This is a genomic window from Chelativorans multitrophicus, assembly GCF_011317445.1.
In the GTDB taxonomy this organism is placed as follows: domain Bacteria; phylum Pseudomonadota; class Alphaproteobacteria; order Rhizobiales; family Rhizobiaceae; genus Chelativorans; species Chelativorans multitrophicus.
Genome location: NZ_JAAAPL010000002.1, coordinates 731,554 through 757,436, shown reverse-complemented (window position 1 = coordinate 757,436; position 25,883 = coordinate 731,554). Strand labels below are relative to the sequence as shown.

Sequence of the window (25,883 nt, the reverse complement as noted above, 5' to 3'; positions counted from 1 at the left end):
AATGAGCGATATCAGCAATGTGACATTGCGGGTTATGAAGGCGCGCGTGCCGGATACGGCTCGCGATATCGTCCGGATCCACAAGAAACACCGCAATGGAATTGGCCGTAACCACGTCGTCAAACTGTCCGTTAACGGCAATTCCTCCTACGTTTCCGTTCTAGGTACGGAAGAGGAAGGTGCCATCGAGATGGATTTGGACACGCGTCTCGACCTCGGCGTCATGTTCGATCAGACCTACGACTTCTCATTCACCAAGGCAGGCAGGCTCGGTCAGCTTCGCTGGTATCTGGACTCCAACAATCCTTCGATCTGGATTCCGGCTTGGCTCGCGTTCTGGTCGGTCATTTTGGGTGCTGCGGGAGCGATCCTCGGTTTGGCGGGCCTCGTGGTCGCCCTTATCTAGGCCGCCTGCTTCTCCACCAGCCGCACAAGCTGCGTCATCACGACAGCGGCCCCGGCAAGCCGCTTTTCCGGTGTCGGCCAGTCCCGGATGAAGACCACGCTTTGGTCCGGCCTGATTTTGGCCAACTGCCCCTGCTCACCGATGAAGCGAACCAGGCCAGCCGGTTCCGGGAACTCCTTGTTGCGGAAATGGAGCACCACGCCCTTCGGCCCGGCATCGAGCTTCTCCACATTCGCCCGCCGGCAGAGCGCCTTGATGTAGACGATCTTGAGAAGGTGCTGCACTTCCTCCGGCATCGGCCCGAAGCGGTCGATAAGTTCGGCGCCGAAACCATCGATCTCCTCCGGCGTCTCGATCTCGCCAAGCCGGCGATAAAGGCCGAGACGAAGCTGGAGGTCGGGCACATAATGCTCGGGGATCATGACCGCTGTACCGACGGTGATTTGCGGAGACCAGCCTGTATCGGCCGTCTCGCCGGTCCCCCGCAGCTCTGCCACCGCCTCCTCCAGCATCTGCTGATAGAGCTCGTAGCCCACTTCCTTGATGTGGCCCGACTGCTCTTCTCCCAGAAGATTGCCGGCTCCGCGGATATCCAGGTCATGGCTTGCAAGCTGGAACCCGGCGCCCAGCGCGTCGAGCGACTGCAGCACCTTCAGCCGCCGCTCGGCCGTCGGTGTGAGCGTGCGATTGGCCGGCAGCGTGAAGAGCGCATAGGCACGCACCTTCGAGCGCCCCACACGGCCGCGCAGCTGGTAAAGCTGCGCCAGGCCGAACATGTCGGCCCGGTGCACGATCAGCGTGTTTGCCGTTGGAATATCCAAGCCCGATTCCACAATCGTGGTCGAGAGGAGCACATCATATTTGCCGTCATAGAAGGCGTTCATGATGTCGTCGAGTTCACCCGCGGCGATCTGGCCATGCGCGGTCGCAACCTTGAGCTCCGGTACCTGCTCCGCCAGGAATTCCTTCACCTCCGCCAGATCCGAGATGCGCGGCACGACATAGAAGCTCTGGCCGCCGCGATAGCGCTCGCGCAGGAGCGTCTCGCGGATGACGAGCGGATCGAAGGGCGAGATAAAGGTGCGAACGGCCATGCGGTCGACCGGCGGCGTGGCAATCAGCGAGAGTTCCCGCACGCCCGTGAGCGCAAGCTGCAGCGTGCGAGGGATCGGCGTGGCTGAGAGCGTCAGCACGTGCACGTCCGCTTTCAGCTCCTTCAGCCGCTCCTTGTGCTTCACGCCGAAATGCTGCTCTTCGTCGATGATCAGCAGCCCCAGATTTTTGAACTGGATCGAATTGCCAAGCAGAGCGTGCGTGCCCACAACGATATCGACTGTGCCGTCCGCCACCCCCTTTTTCGTCTCCGCGAGTTCCTTGGCCGTGACGAGGCGCGAGGCCTGCCGCACGGTCACGGGAAGCCCCGCAAAGCGATCGCGAAAGGTCTTGAAATGTTGACGGGCGAGCAGCGTGGTCGGCACAACCACCGCCACCTGAAGGCCCTCCATGGCCGCCAGGAATGCGGCTCTGAGCGCCACTTCGGTCTTGCCGAAGCCCACATCGCCGCAAACGAGTCGGTCCATGGGCCGGCCGGAGCTGAAATCCTCGATGACAGCATCAATGGCGGTCTGCTGGTCGTCCGTCTCTTCATAAGGGAAGCGTGCGGCGAATTCGCCATAAAGCCCCTCGGGCGGCATGATCTTCGCTGCCGGGCGCATCTGCCGCTCGGCGGCAAGCTTGATCAGCTGGCCCGCCATTTCGAGGAGGCGCTTCTTCAGCTTCGCCTTACGCGACTGCCATGCACCACCGCCGAGCTTGTCGAGCGTTGCCTCCGCAGAGTCGGAGCCATAGCGCGACAGTAGCTCGATATTTTCGACCGGCAGGAAAAGCCGGTCGTCGCCGGCATAGTGGATTTCCAGGCACTCGTGCGGAGCCCCTGCCGCTTCGATCGTTTTGAGGCCGACGAAACGGCCGATGCCATGGTCGGCATGGACGACGATATCGCCTGCCGACAGGGCACTTGCCTCGGAGATGAAATCTGCCGCCCGCTTACGCCGCTTGGAGCGGCGCACGAGCCGGTCTCCTAGAATATCCTGTTCCGCGACAACGACCAGCTTCGGGGTTTCGAAACCCGTCTCCAGCGGCAGGACCCCAAGCCCCGCCTGCCCTTTCGGCAATTTGGCGAGCTCGCCCAGGCTTGTCACGCGCGCAACGCCGCCTAGCCCATGCTCGGCTAGGATCTGGCTCAGCCGGTCGGCCGAACCCTCGCTCCAGCCGGCAATCAATACATGCTTCCCGTGCGCCCGCCTTTCTCCGATATGCTTGACCACATGGTCGAAGACATTGGCGTTAGGATCGGCGCGCTCGGCGAAGCTGCGCCCCGCCAAAGCACCCGCATGGAACACCTTGGCGCCGCCAGCCTCGGGCGTGGCGAAAGGCGTGAGCTGAATGAAAGCCCGCGCTTCGGCCGCCGCTAAGATTTCCTGCGGATCGAGATAGAGCTGCTGCGGCTCGATCGGCTTATAGGGCACAGAATCTCCAAGCCCCGCGCCTTCGGAGAGCTGGCGCTTTCGCGCCTCATAATGGTCGTTGATCAGCGCGTGCCGTTCGTTCACCGCCTCCTGCGCCAGATGGTCGAAGACGAGCGGCGCGTCCGGCAGATAGTCGAACACGGTCTCCAGCCCGTCATAGAAGAGCGGCAGCCAGTGCTCCATGCCGGAGAAGCGCCGCCCTTCCGATATCGCGGCATAGAGCGCGTCGTCGCGCGAGGGCGCACCGAACGTCTCGATATAGTGGCGGCGGAAGCGGCTTACCGTGTCCGGCGTCAGCATCACCTCGCTCATGGCCTGCAGCATCACCTCGGTGCGTTGACCTGTCGTGCGCTGGGTGGCCACGTCGAAAGCACGGATGGAATCGAGCGTGTCGCCGAAGAAATCGAGCCGCAGCGCCTCTTCCCAGCCGGGTGCGAAGAGGTCGAGAATGCCGCCGCGCACGGCATATTGGCCCATATCGCGCACCGTGGGAACGCGCTCGAAGCCAGCCGTCTCCAGCCGCCCGATGAGCGCCTCCATGTCCACCTGGTTGCCGGGCTTGGCGCGAAATCCCTGTGCCGCGATGTGCTTTGCCGGCGGCATGCGCTGGAGAACCGCGTTTGCGCTAACCAGCACCACGGCGCGATGCGGATTCTTTTTCAGGGCAGCCATGGCCGAAAGTGCATCGAGCCTGCGGGCGGCGGCATCGGCGCCGGGAGAGACCCGGTCATAAGGCAGGCAGTCCCAGGCCGGCAACGTCATCACCGGCAGGCCGGGCGCTGCGAACTGCAGCGCCTCCGCGATGAGCGGCAAGCGCTGCCCGTCGCGCACCACAAAGATCAGCGGCCCGTCAGGCGCAATTTCAGCGGAGATGCGCGCCAGCGCAAAGGGCTCGTAACCGTCGGCAACTCCGTCAACGATTGCGGGGCCGTTCCGGCGCGCAAGGCCGATGGGATCTATCAGCTCGTTCATTTCGATGTTCTGTCAGGTGATCGTCGCGCCACAGGTGGCGCGAATACGCTCAAAGAGCGCCGTATCATGGGGAGCGGTCACCGGCATTTCTCCGGTGACCCATTGCAGAAGTGTCGCGTCCGGCACATCGAGCAAGGCCTCGAACTGCGCCAGTTCCTCATCGGAAAGCTGTTCTATATGCGCGTCAGCGAAACCGCCGAGCACCAAATCCATTTCTCGCATGCCGCGCCGCCATGAGCGCACCAGGATGCGGCGCCTGCGCGGTTCGAGATTGGCGCTTGAACGCATTGTTCCAGTCATGGGCGTGCCTTTCGCGATGAGAGAGGGCATATAGCGTTTCATCTGTAGAAAGTCAGCCTCTCGGAAGCATTTCATCTGCCCTCACCTGCCGCTAAGCTCTCGTCCATGCGTCCTTCGCTTCTCGATCCTCTCTTTGCCCCTGCAACAGCGCTCGAAGGCATCGGCAGCCGCACGGCCGGGCTGATCGCCAATGTGGTGCCGGCAGACCTGGCGAATCGCCCCTTGCGCGTGGGCGATCTGCTTTTCGTGCTGCCGCATTCGCTGATCGACCGCACAAACCGGCCGGAAGTAGCCTATGCGCCACAAGGCGCGATCGTAACGCTCAGGCTCACGGTAGACCGTCATCAGCCGCCCCCGCGCGGCAAGAAGAACGTGCCCTACCGCGTCTTCGCCTTCGATGAGACGGGTCAGATCACGCTCACCTTTTTCCATGCGCACCCGGCTTATCTGGAGAAGCAGTTTCCGGTGGGTAGCGAGGTGCTGGTTTCAGGGCGCATGGAATGGTTCAACGGCCGGCCTTCCATGGTCCACCCGGACTATATCGTGCCCGCCTCGGAAGCCGCGAGCCTGCCGCCCCTCGAGCCAGTCTATCCGCTCACTGCCGGCCTATCGCCCAAGGTGCTGCGCCGCGCTATCGCGCAGGCTGTCGCCCGCGTGCCGGATATGCCGGAGTGGCAGGACGAAGCGCTCAAGACACAGCTCGGATTTTCCTCCTTCCGCGCCGCGCTTGATCGCCTCCACGATCCCAAAAATGTGGAGGATATCTCCCCAGAAAACGCACCATGGCAGCGGCTCGCCTATGACGAATTGCTGGCGAGTCAGCTTTCACTTGCGCTTGTCCGCGCACGGACACGAAAACTCGCTGGGCGTCCGCTGAATGGCGATGGCATGCTTGCTGCAAGAATAAAGCACGCGCTTCCCTATTCGCTCACGCCGTCCCAGGAACGCGCCGTGGCCGATATCTTTGCCGACCTGGCCAAGGACGAGCGCATGCTGAGGCTCCTCCAGGGCGATGTGGGCGCGGGCAAGACGGTGGTGGCGCTGCTTGCCATGGCACGCGCAGCCGAGGCCGGCGGCCAATCCGCCCTGATGGCGCCGACGGAGCTGCTTGCCCGTCAGCATTTTGCAACCGTCGCTCCGCTCGCCGAAAAGGCCGGCCTCAAAGCTGCGCTGCTTACCGGGCGCGAGAAGGGCCGCGAGCGCCAGGAAATTCTCGCCCGTATTGCTTCCGGCGAGGTCTCCTTCGTGATCGGTACGCATGCGCTTTTCCAGGAGACGGTGCAGTTTCATGACCTCGTGCTGACGATCATCGACGAGCAGCACCGTTTCGGTGTGCATCAGCGGCTGGCGATCAACGCCAAGGGCGACGCGCCGGACATGCTGGTGATGACCGCGACCCCTATCCCGCGCACACTGGTGCTGTCTGCCTTCGGCGATATGGATGTGTCTCGGCTGACGGAGAAGCCGGCAGGCCGCAAGCCGATCCGCACGGTCACCATGCCGACGGACCGGCTAGACGAATTGATCGAACGCCTGCAAAACGCGATCGTTGAGGGCCAGAAAATCTACTGGATCTGCCCGCTTGTCGAGGAGTCGGATGCGATCGAGCTTACCTCGGCAGAGGACCGTTTCGCCTCGCTCAAGCATGTATTCGGGCATGCGGTCGGCCTTGTCCACGGCCGTATGGCGGCGCGGGAGAAGGATGAGGCCATGCGCGCCTTCAAGGATGGGCAGACGCGCATCCTCGTCGGCACTACGGTGGTTGAAGTGGGCGTCGATGTGCCGGATGCGACCATCATCGTTATCGAGCATGCCGAACGATTCGGCCTCGCCCAGCTTCATCAGCTGCGCGGCCGCGTCGGACGCAGTGATAAGCCCTCCTCATGCGTCCTTCTCTACAAACCGCCCTTGGGCGAAGTGGCGAAACGCAGGCTTGCCATCCTGCGTGAGACCGAGGACGGCTTCCTGATTTCGGAAGAGGATTTGAAACTGCGCGGCGAAGGCGACCTTCTGGGCACCCGCCAGTCCGGCACGCCGGGTTTCCAGGTTGCAAGACTCGAGTTCCATGCCGAGCTTCTGGCAACCGCGCGGGACGATGCCCGCCTTCTGCTCTCGCGCGATCCCGAGCTTGCGAGCGAGCGCGGCCGGGCGCTGCGCGTGCTCCTTTATCTGTTCGGCAAGGACGAAGCGGTGCGGCTCCTGCGTGCAGGCTAGCTTACTTGCCCAGCGAATCGCCGCTGTTCCCCGGCCGGGCGACTCGGCGTGCTTTCTGCGCTTCGTCCGCAAGCAGTTCCATCTTCTGCTGCTGGTATTCCGGCGAGATAAGCCCAGCCGAAATGATCAGCTTGGCGCCATCCTCCACGGTCATCGACAGCTCTATTACCTGACTTTTCGGCACATAAAGCAAGTAGCCCGACGTGGGATTGGGGGTGGTGGGCAGGAACACGGCGATGGTCGGGTCCTCGTCAGTCGCCGTCCTTTCCATCACTTCGCCGCGCGCCTCGGTGGCGATGAAGACGAGCGCCCAGAGCCCCTTTCTCGGATACTCGACGAGACCGACTTTTTTGAACGTATCGGATCGTTCATGCAGCACAGTCTCAAGGATGTTTTTCAGCGTCTTATAAACGCTGCGCACAAACGGCATTCGGTCGAGGATATATTCGCCGTAGAAAACGATGGTCCGGCCGATGAAGTTCGCGGTCAGGAAGCCGATCAGCGTGATCAGCACCACCGCGACGATGAGGCCGAAGCCTGGGACCGCGAACGGCAGATAGTTGTCGGGGTTGTAACGGGCGGGGATATAGGGTTTCACCCACGAATCCACCCAGCCGATAAACCCCCAGACGAGATAGGCGGTGATCGCCAGCGGAGCGGCGACCACAAACCCCGTCAGAAAATAGTTGCGCAGGCGCGTCATCATAGAGCGGCACCCTGTATCTGGTTCGGCAGGTGAAAAAGCTGTGACACGCGGAAACCTTACGTGACCGCGCTATCCCGCGTCCAGAGCAAAGGAGCCGCTAGCCGCTATTCCACCGTCACCGACTTAGCGAGGTTGCGCGGCTGGTCAACATCCGTGCCCAGCGCGACGGCTGTATGGTAGGCGAGCATCTGGACCGGCAGCGCATAGATGATGGGGGCTATGAATTCCGGGACGGTTGGCATCACGATCGTCTCGAAATCGTCGAGCGAAGCACGTGAAGCACCCTCCTCGTCCGTTATGAGGATGATGCGTCCACCGCGGGCTGCAACCTCCTGCATGTTCGAAACGGTCTTTTCAAAAATGCGGTCGTATGGCGCAATCACGATCACGGGCATGTTTTCGTCAATGAGTGCAATCGGCCCGTGCTTGAGCTCACCCGCGGCATAGCCCTCGGCATGAATATAGGAGAGCTCCTTGAGCTTGAGCGCACCTTCAAGAGCCAGCGGATAGCTCGTATCACGGCCGAGATAGAGCACATGGCGCACCCGCGACATCTCGCGCGCGACCTGTTCGATCCGGTTTTCCAGCTTCAGGGCCTGAGCGGCATAGCGTGGCGCTTCCGATAAGGCGCGCACGAGCCGTCCGGCCTCTTCCCTGGAGATGGTTTCACGCTCGAGCCCCGCCCGCACGGCCAGGGCAGCAAAGATCGCAAGCTGGCATGTGAACGCCTTGGTAGAGGCCACCCCGATCTCCGGCCCCGCAAGTGTCGGGAAAATACCGTCGCTCTCACGCGCCATGGTCGAATCGCGCACATTCACGATCGAGGCGATGGGCAAGCCCTCACGCCGGCAATAACGCAGCGAGGCGAGCGTATCGGCGGTCTCGCCCGATTGTGAAACGAAGAGCGCCGCGCTTCCTTTGGAAAGCGGCATCTCGCGATAACGGAACTCGGATGCGATATCGATATCGACCGGCAGCCTTGCATAGCGCTCCAGCCAATATTTGCCGATAAGTCCAGCCAGATAGGCCGTGCCGCATGCCGAGACCTCCAGGCGGTCGACCCGAGCCAGGTCGAAAGGAGTCTCGAACGGCTTCACGCCGCCACTGACGAAATCGAGGTAATGGGCGAGCGTGTGGGAGATCACCTCCGGCTGTTCATGGATTTCCTTCTCCATGAAATGCCGATGGTTGCCCTTGTCGACCAGGAAGCTGGTGCCGATCGACTGCTGCCGCTTCCGCTCCACGGGGTTGCCTTCCATATCGAAGATTTCCATGCCCGAACGGCGCACCACAACCCAGTCACCGTCCTCCAGATAGGTGATGGCATCGGTGAAGGGGGCGAGCGCAATCGCATCGGAGCCCAGGAACATCTCGCCCTCGCCATGACCGACAGCGAGCGGCGGCCCATTGCGAGCGCCGACGATCATGTCTTCGTCGCCCTGGAACAGAACGGCAAGCGCGAAGGCGCCCCGCAGGTGCCGGAGCGCCGTAAAAGCTGCATCTTTCGGCTTTTTTCCGCGACGCAATTCCCGCTCGATCAGATGCGCCACAACTTCCGTATCCGTCTGCGAGGCAAAGGTAAAACCGTCGGCGATGAGCTCGTCGCGCAACTCGGCGAAATTCTCGATGATGCCGTTATGGACCACGGCCACGTCGCCGGAGAAATGCGGATGCGCATTGGTTTCATTGGGAACGCCATGGGTGGCCCAGCGCGTATGACCGATGCCGATCAGCCCGCCAAGCGGCTCTTCGTCGAGACGCTTTTCCAGATTGATCAGCTTCCCTTCCGCGCGCCGGCGGGCGAGCCTGCCATGCTCGACCGTGGCTACGCCCGCGGAGTCATAACCGCGGTATTCGAGCCGCTTCAGCGCATCGACGATGAGTGGTGCGACCGGCGTTTGCCCGATGATCCCCACAATTCCACACATTTTCGATCCCCTATGGACATCTCGCAATGAATGATCGAGCCGATCTCGGCGCCGGCTCCGGTCAGCTATACAGCACTACCGCACAAGCTACAGGCCTCAAATGGAATTATGGTTTTTGAGGGTACACAGACGTCGTGCGTAAGGTCAGTCGATATCCGCAACTTCCGCCGGCTCAACACCGCCCACACGCTGCGAAAGCGAAGCCTTCATGAATTCGTCCAGGTCCCCGTCCAGCACGTCCTGCGGGCTAGGACTCTCCACACCGGTGCGCAGATCCTTAACGAGCTGATATGGCTGCAGCACGTAGGAGCGTATCTGGTGCCCCCAGCCGATGTCGCTCTTTGACGCCTCGGTGGCGTTCGCCGCCTCCTCGCGCTTCTTGAGCTCCAGCTCATAAAGCCGAGCGCGCAGCATCTCCCACGCCTTCGCCCGGTTCTTGTGCTGCGAGCGCTCCTGCTGGCAGGCGACTGCGATGCCCGTCGGGATGTGTGTAATGCGCACGGCCGAATCCGTCGTATTCACGTGCTGTCCGCCAGCGCCGGAAGAGCGATAGGTGTCGATCCGCACCTCTGATTCCGGGATTTCGATCTCGATCGAATCGTCGATAACCGGATAAACCCAGATGCTCGCGAATGACGTGTGCCGGCGTGCATTGCTGTCGAAAGGCGAGATCCGCACCAGCCGGTGCACGCCCGATTCGGTCTTGAGCCAGCCGTAAGCATTGTGGCCGTGGACGAGAATGGTGGCCGATTTGATGCCGGCCTCCTCACCGTCATGCACCTCAAGCGTCTCGACCTTCATGCCCCGCCGCTCCGCCCAGCGCGTATACATCCGAAGCAGCATCAAGGCCCAGTCCTGGCTTTCCGTGCCGCCCGCGCCGGCATGAACCTCCAGATATGTGTCGTTGGCGTCGGCCTCTCCGGAAAGAAGCGTCTCGATCTGGCGCGCCGAAATCTCCCCGCGCAGCGAGCGAATAGCGGATTCCGCCTCCTCGACGATCCCCGCGTCCCCTTCTTCCTCTCCGAGCTTGATCAGCTCTACATTGTCATCAAGAGATCGGCTGAGACCATTGATCGCATTGATGTTTTCTTCGAGAGACTGGCGCTCGCGCATCAGCTTCTGCGCTTCCTGCGGATCGTTCCACAGGTTGCCGTCCTCGGCGCGGGAATTGAGGTATTCGAGCCGTTTTACCGCCTCGTCCCAGTCAAAGATACCTCCTCAGCAGGCTTATGGCCTGCTTGATTTCATCGATCAGATTGGCGGTTTCCGCACGCATGAATGGTTTCTTTCCTTTGAAGATGCCGGCTCGTCACCCGACTCGCGGCGGAACTTATGTATCGAAGCACCGCGTGTAAAGAAAAAGCGGCCCCATCTGCGATAGGACCGCTTTGGGGCTTTGCAAAGGGCTAAAAGAGGCCGCCTGCCCCGGAGGTGATCGCCCGGTTTGCCTCGGGCGAGATATTGCTCGCGCCGGTGCTCACCTGGGAGCTCTCCATGCCGATGACCCAATAGCTGTCCGCCGGGCCGGTGCCGGGCTTGAAGGCTTCCAGGATGGTGCCGGGCGCACCTTCCTGAGCCCGCATGCCGGTCTTCCGGTCGATGGCGATGAGCTGCATGCCTTCGGGAACCTGGAAGTCCACGGGACGCATGTCCTTCAGGGCATCCGCCATGAATTCCTTGAAGACCGGTGCCGCCAGGCCGCTGCCGGTGGAACCCTTGCCCATGGGCTTCGGCTGATCGTATCCCATGAAAACGCCTACGACCATGTCCGGCGTATAGCCAATGAACCAGGCATCCTTCTCGTCGTTCGTCGTACCGGTTTTGCCCGCAATGGGGCGGCCGAGCTCCGCCAGGCTGCTTGCCGTGCCGCGCTGCACCACGCCCTGCATGATGGAGGTGATCTGGTACGCGGTCATCGGGTCAAGCACCTGCTCGCGATTGTCGATCAGCTCGGCTTCGGGCTGATTTTTCCAAGCATCGGCGGCACAGCCCTCGCACTCGCGCGTGTCGTGTTTGTAGACGGTCCTGCCGTAGCGGTCTTGGATGCGATCGACGAGCGAGGGCTGGATGAACTTGCCGCCATTGGCCATGACCGCATAGGCCGAGACCATGCGCATCACCGTCGTCTCGCCCGAGCCCAGCGACATGGCGATGTGCTCCGGCATGTCGTCATAGATGCCGAAACGCTCCGCATATTCGGCGACAAGATCCATTCCCATATCCTGCGCTAGCCGAACCGTCATCAGGTTACGCGAGCGCTCGATGCCTGTGCGCAGCGTGGAGGGGCCGGCGAAATCGCCGCCATAGTTCTTCGGCTCCCAGACCTGGTTTCCGACATGGATGGTGAGCGGCGCGTCCATGATCACCGTCGCGGGCGTGTATCCGTTGTCGAGTGCCGCGGCATATATGATGGGCTTGAAGGAGGAGCCGGGCTGGCGGTAGGCCTGCGTGGCGCGGTTGAACTCGGAGGCCGCGTAAGAGAAGCCTCCCGCCATTGCAAGCACGCGGCCGGTGTGCGGATCCATGGCAACCAGCGCGCCGCCGATTGCCGGCACCTGCCGAACCAGCCACGTATCCTGTCCCTCGCTTTTGCGCTCGACATAGATCACATCGCCCGGCTCGAACACGTCTTCCAGCGACTTTGCCTTGAGGAGCTTCCCATCGACCACGTGACGGAGCACCCAGCCGATATCGCCAGTGTCGATTGTTCCGGTTTCCCGCTCCTTCGACAGCTCGCCGGAGATCTCGCGCTTGGGCTGTATCCCGATCTTCACATCGTTGCCGGAAGCTTCAAGGACAACGGCCAAAGCCCACTCGGATACGTCACGCAGACCGGGCACTTCGGCCAGCGGTTCGCCCCAATCGCCGGAGATATCGATATGCTTCACCGGCCCGCGGTAGCCCCGCAGGGTATCGTACTTCATCAGGCCGTGGCGCAAGGCTTTCTCAGCGAGAAGCTGCAGCTTTGGATCGAGCGTAGTGCGTACATAGAGGCCGCCATCATAAAGGGCGTCCTCTCCATAGCGCGCGATAAGCTCACGCCGGACTTCCTCGGTGAAATATTCAGAGCCGGCGAGATAATTGCCACGTTCGCGCGGCTTCACGTCGAGGCCGGTGGCCTTCGCCTCCGCGGCTTCCTTGGCGGTGATGTAGCCGTTCGCGTGCATCCGATCGATTACCCAATTGCGGCGCTCGAGGGCGCGATCGGTATGACGGAAAGGATGGTAGTTCGAAGGCCCTTTGGGCAGCGAGGCGAGGTATGCGGCTTCCGCTATGCTGAGTTCTGAAACAGGCTTGTCGTAATAGGCCAATGCCGCGCCGGCGATTCCGTATGCGCCAAGACCGAAGAAGATCTCATTCAAATAAAGCTCCAGGATGCGATCCTTGGAGTAGGCTTGCTCGATACGGAAGGCGAGAATCATCTCCTTAATCTTCCGCTCGATCGTCTGGTCAGAGCTCAGCAGGAAATTCTTTGCCACCTGCTGCGTGATCGTGGATGCACCGACCGGCCTGCGCCCGGTACCGATATTCTGCAGATTGGTGAACACAGCGCTGACCAGACCCGCCGGATCAACGCCAGGGTGGGAATAGAAGCTCTTGTCCTCAGCCGAAAGAAATGCGGCCTTTACACGGTCCGGAATGGCCTTGATCGGAAGGTAAAGGCGCCGCTCGCGGGCGAATTCCGCCATCAGCGAACCGTCGGACGCATGAACGCGGGTCATCACCGGCGGTTCATACTTTGCCAGCACTTCGTAATCAGGCAGGTCTTTCGACAGATCTCCGACATAGAGTGCCACACCTGCAGCAGCAATCAGCGCAAAGACAATGCCGATGCCGAAAAAATATCCTAAGAGACGTAACATGCTCGCTCCAGTGTGACCGGTAGCCCGGCTACTCCTCCCGCGGCAATGATAGCACTATAATCGCCCGGAGGTGAAATCACGACGATGCGCATCACCTGCCTGCGTCTTGTGAGCAAAATTAGGCAGCCCGCCAGCCTTTATCGTTTGCCAACGCAAAAAGAAGCGAGAGCGTTGTGAGATTGCAACGGATCGGCTTATCCACCCGCCCTCGCGGCAGCGAATATGTTGATCGCCCGAAGGATCGAATCGACTGCCTTCGCGCGCCAGGCCGGGTCCTTCATCTGTTTCTCGTCTTCCGGATTTGACAGATAGCCGAGCTCAACGAGAACGGAGGGCACATCCGGCGCCTTGAGAACGAGAAAACCTGCTGAACGCAGGGGATTGCCGACCAGGTGCACCGTCTCGCCGAGGCTGTCGAGCAAGGTGCGGGCAAAATGGATGGAGAAGGCGTGCGTCTCCCGGCGAATGAGGTCGAATAGAATGTCGGCGACATGGTCCTGCTCCTCCTCTGCCGTCAAGCCCGCGAGCTCGTCGGAGAGGTTTTCCCGTGCAGCCGTTGCCGCCGCCTCCGCGTCGGAGGCCCGATCCGACAAGGTATAAACCGTGGCGCCGCGGAAATCGCGCATTGAAATCGCATCGGCATGGATGGAAATGAGAAGGTCGGCCTCGTTCTCGCGCGCAATTCGCACCCGCTCGTCGAGCCGCAGGAAAACGTCTTCGTTTCTCGTAAGCACGACATTGTATTTGCCGGTTGCCTCGAGGCTCTTCTTGAGTTCCTGAGCAAAAGTAAGGGTAATCGTCTTTTCGAAGGTGCCGCTCACGCCGCGCGCTCCCCCGTCGATTCCGCCGTGGCCGGGATCGATCGCTATCATGAAGCGGTCATCCGTCGGCTTTTGCTTCACCACTTCCTTTGCAGTTCCTGCATCTGGCGCAGCGGCAAGGCGCTCGCGCATTGCCGATTCGAAATCGCTCTCCGAAGCTGAAACGATATCGGCGATCATCCGGTAACCCGGCGAGGTCTCGTTTTTCAGCACCGAGACCTCCTCGACCTTGAATGGGCCCGGCATGGTGTAGATCATCCGCGAATGGCCAGGCGCCATCCGGCCATAGCGAACGCGTGAGATCAGCCCCCGGGGCTCGGTCTCCTTCTCCTCGATGCCGAAATCCGTTTCGGGAAAATCCACCACCAGCCGGTGCGGCGCGCGCAGGAGAAACCAGTTGACTTCCGGTTTCCGGTCGAAGTTGAGTACGATCCGCACACGGTTCGCATCACCGGCCATCGTATGATCATAGGCGACAAGCGGTTGAACCGCTTGGGCGAATGCTGGTGGCCCCCAGAAGGCCGTCAGAAGGAAAAGCAAGAGAAGAAAAGGGCCGGAAGCATGCGGTCCGTGCCGTGTTTCTCGCCTCGCGCGATGCGCCCGCATGGCTTTTGGAGTCGGCCGTTCCGCCACGTAAGTCCCCACTTCGATTTGGCAACCGTTACGCGCCGTTAAACGAAGCTTTGGGCCGCTTCAAGGCAACCAGGTTCCGTTCTGCGCGATCGGACCGGGCGATGATTTCAGGGTTGCCATGGACGGTGTCAAATCATAAAAGCAGTTTTGAACCATTGTAGCGCCCATCGGCGGGACCTCGAACCTGGTAAGGTACGGATTTGGCGGGCGAGTTTCCGGAACTTGATGCCGGCGCGGATGATGGCTCAGAGGATTTCTTCAAGGTGTTTGCGGCTTGGCCGAAACCCTTAAGCGAGGAAAACGGCCGGGAAGTTCCCCGCGCCGGCTCAAACGAGCAAAAGGCGGCCCGTTGATCCGGGCTATGGTTGAAACGGTCCTGCCAGGCGATGCTATGGCGTTAAGCGCAGTGAGGAGTTGCCCCGGAAAAATCCGCAGCGGTATAGCGGCGGCCCGGCATTCTTCTGCATCAAGACCCCGACCGGCAGGCTTCAGATTGTCCGGCATGAGAATCCAGAAGAGCCAGGAAGAGAAGCGGAACGCTTCCATCCGGCACTGGATTCTTGCCGGGGAGAAAAGATTTTATGCCAAACAAGATGCTGATAGACGCCTCCCACCCGGAGGAAACCCGCGTTGTTGTCCTGCGCGGTAACCGTATCGAAGAGTTCGATTTCGAATCACAAGATAAGAAGCAACTCAGAGGAAACATCTACCTTGCGCGGGTGACACGCGTAGAGCCTTCCCTGCAGGCTGCCTTTGTTGAATACGGAGGAAACCGCCACGGCTTCCTCGCCTTCAGCGAAATTCATCCTGATTATTACCAGATTCCCGTTGCCGATCGGCAGGCGCTTCTGGAAGCCGAAGCCGAGGAAGCCCGCGCGGCCGACGAAGCGGAGGAAGGCGAGGCGCAGGCCGGGCGCGGCCGCAAGCGTCGTCGTCGTGATGCTAAGACCGACGAGGTTGTGTCCGAAGGCAAGGATGTGGCGCAGCCGGAAGCTGTCAGGGACGATACCGTCTCCGAGCCGCTTGCTGCCGATGGCAACGGCTCGGATGAAGCGAACGGATCGGATGAGGTCGATACGGTTGGCGCCGAGGACGCGCTTGATGAAGCGCAGAATCGCCGGCGCCCCGTGCGTCGCAACTATAAGATCCAGGAAGTGATCAAGCGCCGGCAAATCATGCTGGTGCAGGTGGTTAAGGAAGAACGCGGCAGCAAGGGCGCGGCTCTCACCACCTATCTGTCGCTCGCCGGACGGTATTCCGTGCTGATGCCGAATACCGCGCGCGGCGGCGGCATCTCGCGCAAGATCACGAATCTCCAGGACCGCAAGCGGCTCAAAGAGGTGGTCAAGGGCCTCGATGTACCGGAAGGCATGGGGGTAATCCTTCGCACGGCCGGTGCCAATCGCACCAAGGCTGAAATCAAGCGCGACTACGAATATCTGATGCGGCTTTGGGAGCGGGTGCGCACTTTGACGCTCGAATCCATAGCCCCTGCCCTCGTTTATGAGGAAGGCAGCCTCATCAAGCGCGCGGTGCGCGATCTCTACAACAAGGATATCGACGAAATCCTGGTGGCCGGTGAAGACGGCTATCGCGAGGCCAAGGATTTCATGCGCATGCTGATGCCGAGCCATGCGAAAGCTGTGCAGCCATACCGCGACAGCGTGCCGATTTTCGCGCGCAACGGCATCGAAGCTCAGTTGGATAAGATGCTGCAGCCGCAGGTGACGCTAAAGTCAGGCGGCTATATCATCATCAACCAGACTGAAGCCCTTGTCGCCATCGACGTAAACTCCGGCCGCTCGACAAAGGAGCATTCCATCGAGGACACCGCCCTCCAGACCAATCTGGAGGCGGCGGAAGAGATATCGAGACAGCTTCGCCTGCGCGATCTTGCGGGACTGATCGTCATCGACTTCATCGACATGGAGGAGAACCGCAACAACCGCGCGGTCGAAAAGCGTCTGAAAGAATGTCTGAAGAGCGACCGCGCCCGGATCCAGGTGGGGCGCATCTCGCATTTCGGCCTGCTGGAGATGTCGCGCCAGCGCATCCGTTCAAGCGTTCTGGAAAGCACAATGCAGCCCTGCCCCCATTGCGGCGGCACCGGCCATGTGCGTTCCGATTCGTCTGTTGCGCTGCTCGTGGTGCGCGCCATCGAGGAATATCTGTTGAAGGATGGACGCCACGATATCACCGTGCGCACCCCCACTTCGACGGCTCTCTACCTTCTCAATCACAAGCGCGCGACGCTCGTCGAGATGGAGTCGCGGTTTGGCGTGGAGATCACGATCGAGACGGACGAGGAGTTGGGAACCCAGCACTACGCCATTGTAAAAGGCCAGCCCTCCACCCGCGTTCCGGCGTCGAGAGCGGTCGTCCAGGCCGTGCCGGAAGTCGAGGATGAAGCGGAGGAGGAAACCTACGTCGAAGAGACGGAGGAACTGGAGGAGAAGCAGACGGCAGCCGAGGAGCCGGGCGGTCCTGGCCGCAAGCGGCGCCGCCGCCGCCGTCGGCGTGGAGGAAAGGACCGTGCCGCCGAGCAAGCTGCGCCGCATTCCGCGGTAACAGAGGAAATCTCGGAGCCGGCAGCCGAGACGGGCGAGGCCGATCTCACCGCCGCCGAAACGGAAGCGGAGGCGGCAGACGTCGAGGCTGGCGACGGTGGACCTCGCAAGAAGCGCCACCGCGGAAAGCGCGGCGGCAAGCGCAATCGCCGGGACGAGGAAGCCGCACCGGAAGATGCGGTAACGGCGCAGTCAGAGGAACCGGCGGGCGAAATTCAGGCAGAGGCGGCGAGCGAAGCCGTGTCGAGCGAAGCGGCAGCGGCGACGAGCGAAGCGGCAGCGGCGGAGGCAGAGCCTGTTGCGGAGGTTTCCGCCGAAGAAGTGGTGGTGGAAGAGAAACCAGCCAAGAAACCGCGCCGAAAGACCCGCGCGAAAAAGGATGCGGCTGCCGACGAGATCGCGCAGCCAGCCCCGGTGGCGCAGGACGAAGAACCCGCGCCAGCCGCCCCAACGGTCGAAGCTCTGGTCGAGGACAAGCCCGAAGACAAGCCGTCCAAGCCATCAAGGCGAACCGCTGCCAACACTTCGGAAAAGCCAAAACCCGTCGTTACATCTACCGGGGAAAGCGGTGAAGCACCGGCGCGAAAGACCGGGTGGTGGCAGCGCAAGAGCTTCTTTTAGGACGAGGTAGCAACGAAATAGCCGGGCACCCTGCCCGGCTATTCTCCTTGAAAATGTCCACAGCGCCCCACGCTCCTTAGGACGGCACACAAGGATGCAGCAAATAATAGAATCCGCGCAAAGTGCCTTCCAAAAATCCGTTTTTTCTCAAGCCGATGCGAGGGGGCCAGGCATTTTTTGAGGAACCTGGCGTTACGAAAGCCTTGCGTGATGCAGTTCGCGCCGCCTTCTCATTGCCATGATAATGACATATCCGTACGGACGACGGTAAATTTAACCCGATTTGCTGCTGTGCTCATATTTCGAATACTGACCGTAATCCTGACCGTGGCGTCCATGTTTGCAAGCGCGTCGCCGGCCGCGGCGCAGCGCAGTGTACCGATCGTGCGGGACGCCGAGATCGAGGCGTTGATAGCCGATTACGCCAAGCCAATCCTTCAGGCAGCGGGTCTCAGTCAGTCCGGCATCGAAATCGTGCTGGTCAACGACCATCGTTTCAACGCTTTCGTGGCCGGAAGGCGCATCTTCATCCATACGGGCGCGCTGCTTACAGCGGAAACGCCCAATGAGATTATCGGCGTGATCGCTCACGAGGTGGCCCACCTCGCCGGCGGCCATCAACATAGGCTGCGCGAACAGCTCGCGCGCGCCCAAACCATGGCGATTGTGGCCACTCTGCTCGGGATCGGCGCCGGGGTGGCGGCAGCGGCAAGCAATCAGGGCGATCTTGCCCAGGCGGGCATGGGATTGGCCATGGGCGGTTCCGAGGCGGCGCGGCGAAGCCTGCTTGCCTATCAGCGCACGGAAGAGATCACGGCCGACCGTTCGGCGATCGAGTATCTGGAGCGCACCGGCCAGTCCGGCCGCGGCATGCTCATCACCTTCCAACGCATGGCGGGTGATCTGGCGCTCGCCGGTGTCAATGTGGATCCCTACCAGACCAGCCACCCCATGCCGCGCGACCGTATCGCCAATCTTGAAGTGCTCGTGAAGCAGAGCCGCTTCTACGACCGGGTCGATGCACCGGCCCTGCAGCTCCGCCATGAACTGGCGCGCGCCAAGATTGCCTCCTATACGGCGGGGCAAAACGCCATTGCACGCGTTTTCAGGAAGAACCCCGGAGGCTTGCCGATCCTTTATGCGGATGCGATCAACAGCTATCTTCATGGCAATCCGCGTTCTGCTCTTGCCAAGGTGGACCAGCTCATTTCCGCCCAGCCCAACAACCCATATTTTCACGAGCTGCGCGGCGAAATCCTGATCAAGGTCAATCGGCCGCGTGAGGCCGCTGAGGCCTATGCGACTGCAGTCAGGCTTGCCCCGCCATCCGGTCTCCTGCAGGTGGGTCACGGCCAGGCACTGCTTGCAACCGGCCAGCCGGACCTCGTGCGCCGCGCGGCGTCGGAGCTGAAAGCCGGCCTGACGAGTGAGCCCGAATATGTCAACGGCTACCGTTTTCTCGCCCAGGCATACGGGCAGCTTGGAGATATCGGGTCGGCGGAACTCGCCACCGCCGAAGGCTACTTCCATGCCGGCGCCTATCGCGATGCCAAAGTCATGGCGGCGCGCGCTCAGATGAAGTTGAAGCGCGGCTCGCCGGAATGGGTGCGGGCCCAGGATATCATCGAATTTCGTGAAACAGGCAGGAAGTGATATTCTTTGCGCGACGCCCAGGTTTGGGTCGCCGCCGCAACAGATAGGGCTATCCAGGCCAATCAAGGGAAGATTATGAAGAACTCGCTTTTCGCCGCATCACTTGCTTCGGTCCTGATCGCCGCCGCCGGAACGAATCAGCCTCATGCGCAGGAGCAGTCGACCGGCCAGCCTGCCCTTACCCGCCCGCAGGTCGAAGGAATCGTACGAGAATACCTTCTTGCCAATCCCGAGATTCTTCTGGAGGTCCAATCCGCCTTAGAAGCGAAGATGAAGGCGGAACAGGCCGCGGCAAGTCAGCAGGCAATCGCCAATTCGGCGGACAAGCTCTTCCATCAGGCAAGCGACGGCTTTGTCGGCAATCCCGATGGCGATGTAACCATCGTTGAGTTTTTCGACTACAACTGCGGTTATTGCAAACGGGCGCTCAGCGATATGGAAGCGCTGGTTGCCAAGGACAAGAACCTGCGCTTTGTGCTGAAAGAGTTTCCGATCCTCGGTCCTGATTCTCACGCAGCCCATGTTGTTTCCAAGGCTTTTCAAAAGCTTGAGCCGGAAAAATACGGCGAATTTCACCGCCGTCTCCTGGGTGGGCAAGGACGCGCAAACGAGGAGACTGCAATTCGGATAGCCTTGGAATTGGGAGCGGACGAAGCTGCCCTGCGCGAGGCGATGAAGGATCCGGCAATCGAGGCAAGCTTCTCGGAGACCTATCAGCTCGCAAGCCAGCTGCAAATCAGCGGCACTCCCTCCTATGTCCTGGGCAACGAGGTGGTCTATGGCGCGCTCGGTGCTGACCACCTGACCGAAAAGATTGCGGCGGCGCGGCAGTAGAGCTTGCCGCATTTCCGCCTCTTTGTCCCTGCCTGGAACGGGGGAATAGCGTATTTGCGCTCTTTCCGCAGCCGCCGAAGCCGATTATAGAGGGCCAGCGGAATGCCTCGGGACTAGATAATGGCGAAAACGGTATACGTTCTCAACGGACCGAACCTGAACACGCTCGGCAAGCGTGAGCCCGGAATCTATGGCGGCAAGACCCTGGCCGATATCGAGGCGGACTGCCGCGCCGCTGCAGCAGGTCTTGGCTTGGAGGTCGAATTCCGCCAGTCCAACCACGAAGGCATGCTGATCGATTGGATTCATGAAGCTGGCGAGCGCGGCGCCGGCATCGTCCTCAATCCCGGAGCATACGGGCATACGTCGATTGCGCTCCACGATGCGATCAGGGCGGTGAGCCCGCTACCGGTGATCGAGGTGCATCTATCGAATATTCACGCGCGCGAGCCGTTCCGGCACAGAACGATGACGGCTCCGGTCGTGGCGGGGATGATCTGCGGTCTCGGACCGATCGGATATACGCTGGCGCTTCAGGCACTGGCGGCAAGGTTATAATTGGTCGCTGAGGCCAAGGGGATAAGATGTCGATGAAGAAGAACGGTGTGGATCAGCAGCTCATTCGCGAATTGGCGAACATTCTCGACGAGACGCGCCTTACGGAAATCGAGGTGGAAGACAATGGGATGCGCATTCGCGTTGCGCGGCAGTCTTCCGTGATCCAGACCACGGTACCCGCTTTCACCTCCGGCCAGGCTCAGACCATGCCTGCGGCCGCCGCGCAAGAGCAGGCGCCGTCGCCGGCCCTCGAGGATGCCAAGAACGCAATACCGTCGCCCATGGTTGGTACCGCCTATCGCGCCGCCGCGCCCGGCTCACAACCCTTTATCGAAGTGGGCCAGGCGGTGGAGAAGGGCCAGACCCTGTTGATCATCGAAGCCATGAAGACGATGAACCAGATCCCCTCGCCCCGCGCCGGCGTGGTCAAGTCCATCTTGGTTGAAGATGGACAGCCGGTCGAATATGGCGAGCCTCTGGTCGTGATCGAGTAGCGGGATCCCTGATGTTCCAGAAGATCCTCATCGCCAATCGCGGCGAGATCGCGCTCCGGGTGCTGCGCGCCTGTAAGGAATTGGGAATTCAGACCGTGGCGGTCCATTCCACGGCTGATGCGGATGCCATGCATGTCCGCCTTGCGGACGAAAGCGTTTGTATCGGTCCTCCCGCCTCACGCGAAAGCTATCTTAATATTCATCAGATTCTTGCCGCGTGCGAGATCACCGGGGCGGATGCGGTTCACCCGGGCTACGGTTTTCTCTCCGAAAACGCGAAATTTGCCGAAATCCTGGCCGCGCACAACGTGACCTTCATCGGCCCCTCGGCCGAACATATCCGTACTATGGGCGACAAGATCGAAGCCAAGCGTACGGCCAAGCGATTGGGCATTCCTGTCGTGCCGGGATCGGAAGGCGCGGTGCGCGACGAGCGCGAGGCGAAGCGAATCGCCGCCGAAGTTGGCTATCCCGTGCTCATCAAGGCTTCGGCCGGCGGCGGAGGGCGCGGGATGAAGGTTGCCCGCAACGAAGCCGGGCTGGCGGAGGCGCTTGCGACTGCTCGCACCGAGGCCGGCGCAGCTTTTGGCGACGACGCCGTCTATATCGAAAAATATCTGGAAAAGCCGCGCCACATCGAGGTTCAGGTGGTGGGGGACGGCGCCCACAATGCTGTCCATCTCGGCGAGCGCGATTGCTCCCTGCAGCGCCGCCACCAGAAGGTATGGGAGGAGGCAAACTCGCCCGCGCTCAACGTGGAACAGCGCATGAAAATCGGCGAGACGGTCGCAAATGCGATGGCCGAGCTCGGCTATTCCGGCGCGGGGACCATAGAATTCCTCTATGAGAACGGCGAATTCTACTTCATCGAGATGAACACGCGTCTTCAGGTGGAGCATCCGGTGACGGAGGCGATCACCGGGATCGACCTGGTGCATGAGCAGATCCGGGTAGCATCGGGCGCTGGCCTTTCCGTCCGTCAGGAAGAAGTGCGGTTTCATGGTCATGCCATTGAATGCCGGATCAACGCGGAGGACCCACGCACTTTCGTCCCCTCGCCCGGCACGATCACCCATTTTCATACGCCGGGCGGCCTTGGCGTGCGGGTCGATTCGGGGGTCTATTCCGGCTATCGCATTCCTCCTTATTACGACAGCCTCATTGGCAAACTCATTGTTCATGGCCGCAACCGCGTAGAATGCATGATGCGCCTTCGCCGTGCCCTTGACGAATTCGTCGTGGACGGCATCAATTCAACATTGCCGCTCTTTCGTGAGCTTGTGGGCAATGTTGATGTGGCAAACGGCGATTATGACATCCATTGGCTGGAGAACCATCTCGCAGCCAATGAATAATCTTCAGGCGCCGTTATGACGCGCCCCCTCGCCCCCGGTTTCCATATCCCTCCGGATTTGCTTCTGCGCGCCTATGCGACCGGCGTCTTTCCGATGGCCGAACACGCGGACGATCCCGAGGTCTTTTGGGTCCGTCCGGAAATGCGGGGCATTATCCCTCTCGATAAGTTCCATGTTCCCAAAAGCCTCAGGAAGCTCCTGCGCCGGCAGCCTTACGAGGTCCGCTATGATACGGATTTCACCGGCGTCATCGACGCTTGCGCCGAACCGTCGGCGGAACGCGCCGAAACCTGGATCAACGAGCCGATTCGCGTGGCTTACACGGAACTCTTCAAGCGCGGCCATTGCCACACCGTAGAGGCCTGGCGCGAAGGCAAGCTGGTCGGAGGCCTTTATGGCGTGTCGCTTGGGCGCGCCTTCTTCGGCGAAAGCATGTTCTCGCGCGAACCCAATGCGTCCAAGATCTGCCTGGTGCATCTGGTCGAGCGATTGAAGGCCGGCGGCTTTCTTTTGCTGGACACCCAATTCACCACCGATCACCTGAGGCGCTTCGGGGCGATCGACGTCCCACGCAGGCGCTACGAACAGATGCTCGCCGAAGCGCTGGAAGAAACGGCGAAATTCTGAAGGGAAAAGGAGCTAGTTCGTCGCCGGCGGCGGCACGTCGGAGTTCTGCTTGCAGCTCTTCAGCCACACGTCGTACACCGCATGCTCGATCGCGTTGACACCCGGACTTTCGGCAAACATCCAGCCGGTAAAGATGCGCCGGATCTGCCGGTCAAGCGTGATTTCGTTCACCTCGACGAAAGCGTCCGTCTTCGGCTCTTCCGTTTCCGGCGAACTGTAGCAAACGCGCGGCGTGACCTGTAGCGCGCCGAACTGCACAGTCTCGTCCATATAGACGTCGAAATTGGTGATGCGGCCGGTGATCTTGTCGATCCCGCTGAATTCCGCGACCGGGTTCTTGATTCGCTCTGCATGAGCCGGAAAAGCCAGGAAGACCGCGGCCATCGCCGCTGCGGCGGTTCTCACCGCATCCCGAGAGATGCTTTTTGCTCCCCTCATGTGCTTCCCGTCCCTTGCCCGGATTGATCGATCACACTCCGGGTTATTGTGCAAATGTGGCGATAAATTTGCTCAGCCACCCGGCGTCCACGCATCGTAATCACCGGTCACGCGCGGGCGCCCCTCATTGGTGAGCACCGAACCGCGCGGACGATAGGCCGCGGGTGTACCTGTAAGGTTGGGCAGATGCGGCTTCTGCCATTCATAGGGCTTGAAGTCTTCCTGCGTGGGCGGCGTGTCCACTTTATGATGCAGCCAGCCATGCCAGCCCGGCGGCACCGCGGATGCTTCCGCATATCCGTTGTAGATCACCCAGCGGCGGGTGCGGCCCTCCGAATCGGTGCCGCCCTGGTAGTAGACGTTACCGAATTCGTCCTCACCCACACGCTCACCCTTGCGCCAGGTATGGAAGCGCGTGCCCAAAGTCTGGCCGTTCCACCAGGTGAAGAACTGGAGCAGGAACTGTTTCATGGCATTCCTCGTGCGGCAGTGACAGACCTTTTGCGCTGCTTATGGCGGCGCGGCGGCCCGAACGCAAGGGCCTCACGCGCTTTGGCCTTTACGCGTGCGCCCCGCTCCTGTCATTCGATCCCTAGTTTTTGATTCACCAGCGCGTTGACGGCCTGCGGGTTGGCCTTGCCGCCGGTCGCCTTCATCACCTGGCCGACAAACCAGCCAGCGAGCGTTGGCTTAGCCTTCGCCTGTTCCACCTTGTCCGGATTGGCAGCAATTACCTCGTCCACCGCCTTCTCAATGGCACCGGTGTCGGTCACCTGTTTCAGGCCCCGCTCCTCCACTATCCTTACCGGGTCGCCGCCCTCGTTCCAGACGATCTCGAACAGGTCCTTGGCGATCTTTCCAGAGATCGTGCCGTCCTTGATCAGGTCGATGATCGTGCCAAGATGATCGGGAGAAACCGGTGTATCTTCAATATCTTTTCCTGTCCTGTTCAAGGCACCTAAAAGATCGTTGATCACCCAGTTCGCCGCCGCTTTGCCGTCGCGGCCGGCCGCGACCTTCTCGAAATACGCGGCGGTCGCCCTCTCCGCGACGAGTACAGAAGCATCGTATTCGGACAGGCCGAAACTCGCCATGAAGCGCGCCTTCTTCTCGTCCGGAAGCTCCGGCAGCTCGGCGGCAAGTGCATCCACATAGGCCTGGTCGAAAACGAGCGGCACAAGGTCCGGGTCGGGGAAGTAGCGGTAATCGTGCGCCTCTTCCTTCGAGCGCATCGAACGCGTTTCGCCTTTGCCGGGATCGAAAAGCCGCGTCTCCTGGTCAATCGCGCCGCCGTCCTCGAGAATGGCGATCTGCCGCCGCGCCTCCGATTCGATCGCCTGGCCGACAAAGCGGATCGAATTTACGTTCTTGATCTCGCAACGCGTGCCGAAGGGCTCGCCCGGCCGGCGCACCGACACGTTCACGTCCGCACGCATGGAGCCTTCGTCCATATTGCCGTCGCAGGTCCCCAGATACCGCAGGATGCTGCGCAGCTTGGTGAGAAAGGCCTTCGCCTCATCGGCGGAGCGCATGTCCGGCTTGGACACGATCTCCATCAGCGCCACGCCGGAGCGGTTCAGGTCCACATAGGACATGGTCGGGTGCTGGTCGTGCAGCGACTTGCCCGCATCCTGCTCCAGATGCAGGCGCTCGATGCCGACCTGGATCTCCTCAAAGCTGCCGTCCTTGGCCGGGCCGACGGAGACGATTACGATCCCCTCACCCACGATCGGCTGCTTGTATTGCGAGATCTGATAGCCCTGCGGCAGGTCCGGATAAAAATAGTTCTTCCGGTCGAAAACGGAGCGATGATTGATCTGCGCCTTCAGCCCAAGCCCGGTGCGGATCGCCTGCTTCACGCATTCCTCGTTGATGACGGGGAGCATGCCGGGCATGGCCGCGTCCACCAGCGAAACATTGGCGTTTGGCTCGGCGCCGAACTCAGTAGAGGCGCCGGAAAAGAGCTTCGCGCGAGACGTCACCTGGGCATGGATTTCCATGCCGATGATCACTTCCCAGTCTCCGGTGGCGCCGGGAATGAGCCGCTTTGGATCGGGCGTGCGCGTATCGATGATTGTCATGGGTCCATGCAGTCGGATTCTGGGAGAAACATGTAGCGGGTTTCGCTACGACGTAACTACAGCCGTGTTCGCTAAAACAATCGCGGCAGCCTGACAAGGCTCAAGGCTTTCGCAAGCCGCTAAATCGCGCTATGAGCGCTGCCCGCAGATGGAGTTTTGATGTCTACCAGACTGGAAACCTGCTGAGGCCCTGCGCCCCTTCGGGCCAGGGCTGAACCTGAGCCCCGCGCTGCCTTTCAGGCTGCGCGGCGACGTGTTTTGGCGCGTGTGCGCCACAGGTTTCC

The 25,883-nt window shown here is 61.1% G+C and carries 19 protein-coding genes; 9 read left to right on the top strand and 10 right to left on the bottom strand.

Annotated elements, in window-relative coordinates:
* Position 1 precedes the first annotated feature (1 nt).
* Positions 2-406 (top strand): hypothetical protein, encoded by a 405-nt coding sequence (locus GNP00_RS14320; RefSeq protein ID WP_011581039.1) that lies wholly within the window; start codon positions 2-4, stop codon positions 404-406.
* On the opposite strand, the gene mfd is transcribed toward GNP00_RS14320, so the two are convergent.
* Both mfd and GNP00_RS14310 read right to left on the bottom strand, forming a co-directional pair.
* Positions 403-3,906 carry a transcription-repair coupling factor gene (gene mfd / locus GNP00_RS14315; protein ID WP_011581040.1) on the bottom strand — a complete coding sequence of 1,168 codons (3,504 nt, stop codon included), beginning with the start codon at positions 3,904-3,906 and terminating at the stop codon, positions 403-405. The genes GNP00_RS14320 and mfd overlap by 4 nt on opposite strands.
* A 12-nt stretch (positions 3,907-3,918) precedes the next feature.
* Positions 3,919-4,206 carry an FAD assembly factor SdhE gene (locus tag GNP00_RS14310; protein ID WP_041545358.1) on the bottom strand — a complete coding sequence of 96 codons (288 nt, stop codon included), beginning with the start codon at positions 4,204-4,206 and terminating at the stop codon, positions 3,919-3,921.
* Between the two features lie 105 nt (positions 4,207-4,311).
* Here GNP00_RS14310 and recG point away from each other — a divergent pair, with 105 nt between their 5' ends.
* Positions 4,312-6,420 carry an ATP-dependent DNA helicase RecG gene (gene recG / locus GNP00_RS14305; RefSeq protein ID WP_011581042.1) on the top strand — a complete coding sequence of 703 codons (2,109 nt, stop codon included), beginning with the start codon at positions 4,312-4,314 and terminating at the stop codon, positions 6,418-6,420.
* A 1-nt stretch (position 6,421) separates the two neighbouring features.
* Here the strand turns inward: recG and GNP00_RS14300 are convergent, their stop codons facing one another.
* From GNP00_RS14300 to GNP00_RS14280, 5 genes are all read right to left on the bottom strand, one after another.
* Positions 6,422-7,126: a DUF502 domain-containing protein gene (locus GNP00_RS14300; protein ID WP_011581043.1), complete on the bottom strand. Its 705-nt coding sequence runs from the start codon at positions 7,124-7,126 to the stop codon at positions 6,422-6,424.
* Positions 7,127-7,230: 104 nt separating this feature from the next.
* On the bottom strand, positions 7,231-9,054 hold the full coding sequence (gene glmS / locus GNP00_RS14295) for a glutamine--fructose-6-phosphate transaminase (isomerizing) (RefSeq protein WP_011581044.1): 1,824 nt from the start codon (positions 9,052-9,054) through the stop codon (positions 7,231-7,233).
* 144 nt (positions 9,055-9,198) lie between these two features.
* Positions 9,199-10,330, bottom strand: a protein-coding gene (prfB, locus tag GNP00_RS14290; RefSeq protein ID WP_157038059.1) for a peptide chain release factor 2 whose coding sequence is annotated in 2 segments (ribosomal slippage) — positions 9,199-10,263 and positions 10,265-10,330 — 1,131 coding nt in all. Because the reading frame shifts where the segments join, the coding sequence is not laid out codon by codon here.
* 130 nt (positions 10,331-10,460) lie between these two features.
* On the bottom strand, positions 10,461-12,917 hold the full coding sequence (locus GNP00_RS14285) for a penicillin-binding protein 1A (RefSeq protein ID WP_011581046.1): 2,457 nt from the start codon (positions 12,915-12,917) through the stop codon (positions 10,461-10,463).
* 194 nt (positions 12,918-13,111) lie between these two features.
* Positions 13,112-14,371 carry an N-acetylmuramoyl-L-alanine amidase gene (locus GNP00_RS14280; RefSeq protein ID WP_011581047.1) on the bottom strand — a complete coding sequence of 420 codons (1,260 nt, stop codon included), beginning with the start codon at positions 14,369-14,371 and terminating at the stop codon, positions 13,112-13,114.
* A gap of 581 nt (positions 14,372-14,952) precedes the next feature.
* On the opposite strand from GNP00_RS14280, the gene GNP00_RS14275 reads away from it, so the two are divergent.
* The 7 genes from GNP00_RS14275 to aat all read left to right on the top strand — a co-directional run bounded on the left by GNP00_RS14275 (position 14,953) and on the right by aat (position 23,080).
* Positions 14,953-17,559 carry an Rne/Rng family ribonuclease gene (locus GNP00_RS14275; RefSeq protein ID WP_011581049.1) on the top strand — a complete coding sequence of 869 codons (2,607 nt, stop codon included), beginning with the start codon at positions 14,953-14,955 and terminating at the stop codon, positions 17,557-17,559.
* Between the two features lie 336 nt (positions 17,560-17,895).
* Positions 17,896-19,212 (top strand): M48 family metalloprotease, encoded by a 1,317-nt coding sequence (locus GNP00_RS14270; RefSeq protein WP_246259450.1) that lies wholly within the window; start codon positions 17,896-17,898, stop codon positions 19,210-19,212.
* Between the two features lie 75 nt (positions 19,213-19,287).
* Positions 19,288-20,046: a DsbA family protein gene (locus GNP00_RS14265; protein WP_011581051.1), complete on the top strand. Its 759-nt coding sequence runs from the start codon at positions 19,288-19,290 to the stop codon at positions 20,044-20,046.
* A gap of 120 nt (positions 20,047-20,166) precedes the next feature.
* Complete coding sequence (aroQ, locus tag GNP00_RS14260) at positions 20,167-20,604, top strand: type II 3-dehydroquinate dehydratase (RefSeq protein WP_011581052.1); 438 nt, start codon at positions 20,167-20,169, stop codon at positions 20,602-20,604.
* Positions 20,605-20,630: 26 nt separating this feature from the next.
* Entirely contained in the window at positions 20,631-21,098 is a 468-nt protein-coding gene (accB, locus tag GNP00_RS14255) for an acetyl-CoA carboxylase biotin carboxyl carrier protein (RefSeq protein ID WP_011581053.1), read from the top strand.
* An 11-nt stretch (positions 21,099-21,109) separates the two neighbouring features.
* A complete protein-coding gene (accC, locus tag GNP00_RS14250) occupies positions 21,110-22,453 on the top strand; it encodes an acetyl-CoA carboxylase biotin carboxylase subunit (RefSeq protein WP_011581054.1) in 1,344 nt (447 codons plus the stop codon).
* Positions 22,454-22,468: 15 nt separating this feature from the next.
* The gene (gene aat, locus GNP00_RS14245; protein ID WP_011581055.1) at positions 22,469-23,080 is read left to right on the top strand and encodes a leucyl/phenylalanyl-tRNA--protein transferase; all 612 of its coding nucleotides are present in this window, start codon (positions 22,469-22,471) and stop codon (positions 23,078-23,080) included.
* Positions 23,081-23,092: 12 nt separating this feature from the next.
* On the opposite strand, the gene GNP00_RS14240 is transcribed toward aat, so the two are convergent.
* From GNP00_RS14240 to gatB, 3 genes are all read right to left on the bottom strand, one after another.
* Positions 23,093-23,464 (bottom strand): DUF2155 domain-containing protein, encoded by a 372-nt coding sequence (locus GNP00_RS14240; RefSeq protein WP_246259468.1) that lies wholly within the window; start codon positions 23,462-23,464, stop codon positions 23,093-23,095.
* 126 nt (positions 23,465-23,590) lie between these two features.
* The gene (locus tag GNP00_RS14235; RefSeq protein ID WP_011581057.1) at positions 23,591-23,989 is read right to left on the bottom strand and encodes an NADH:ubiquinone oxidoreductase subunit NDUFA12; all 399 of its coding nucleotides are present in this window, start codon (positions 23,987-23,989) and stop codon (positions 23,591-23,593) included.
* Between the two features lie 110 nt (positions 23,990-24,099).
* Positions 24,100-25,599 carry an Asp-tRNA(Asn)/Glu-tRNA(Gln) amidotransferase subunit GatB gene (gene gatB / locus GNP00_RS14230; RefSeq protein WP_011581058.1) on the bottom strand — a complete coding sequence of 500 codons (1,500 nt, stop codon included), beginning with the start codon at positions 25,597-25,599 and terminating at the stop codon, positions 24,100-24,102.
* Positions 25,600-25,883 lie beyond the last annotated feature (284 nt).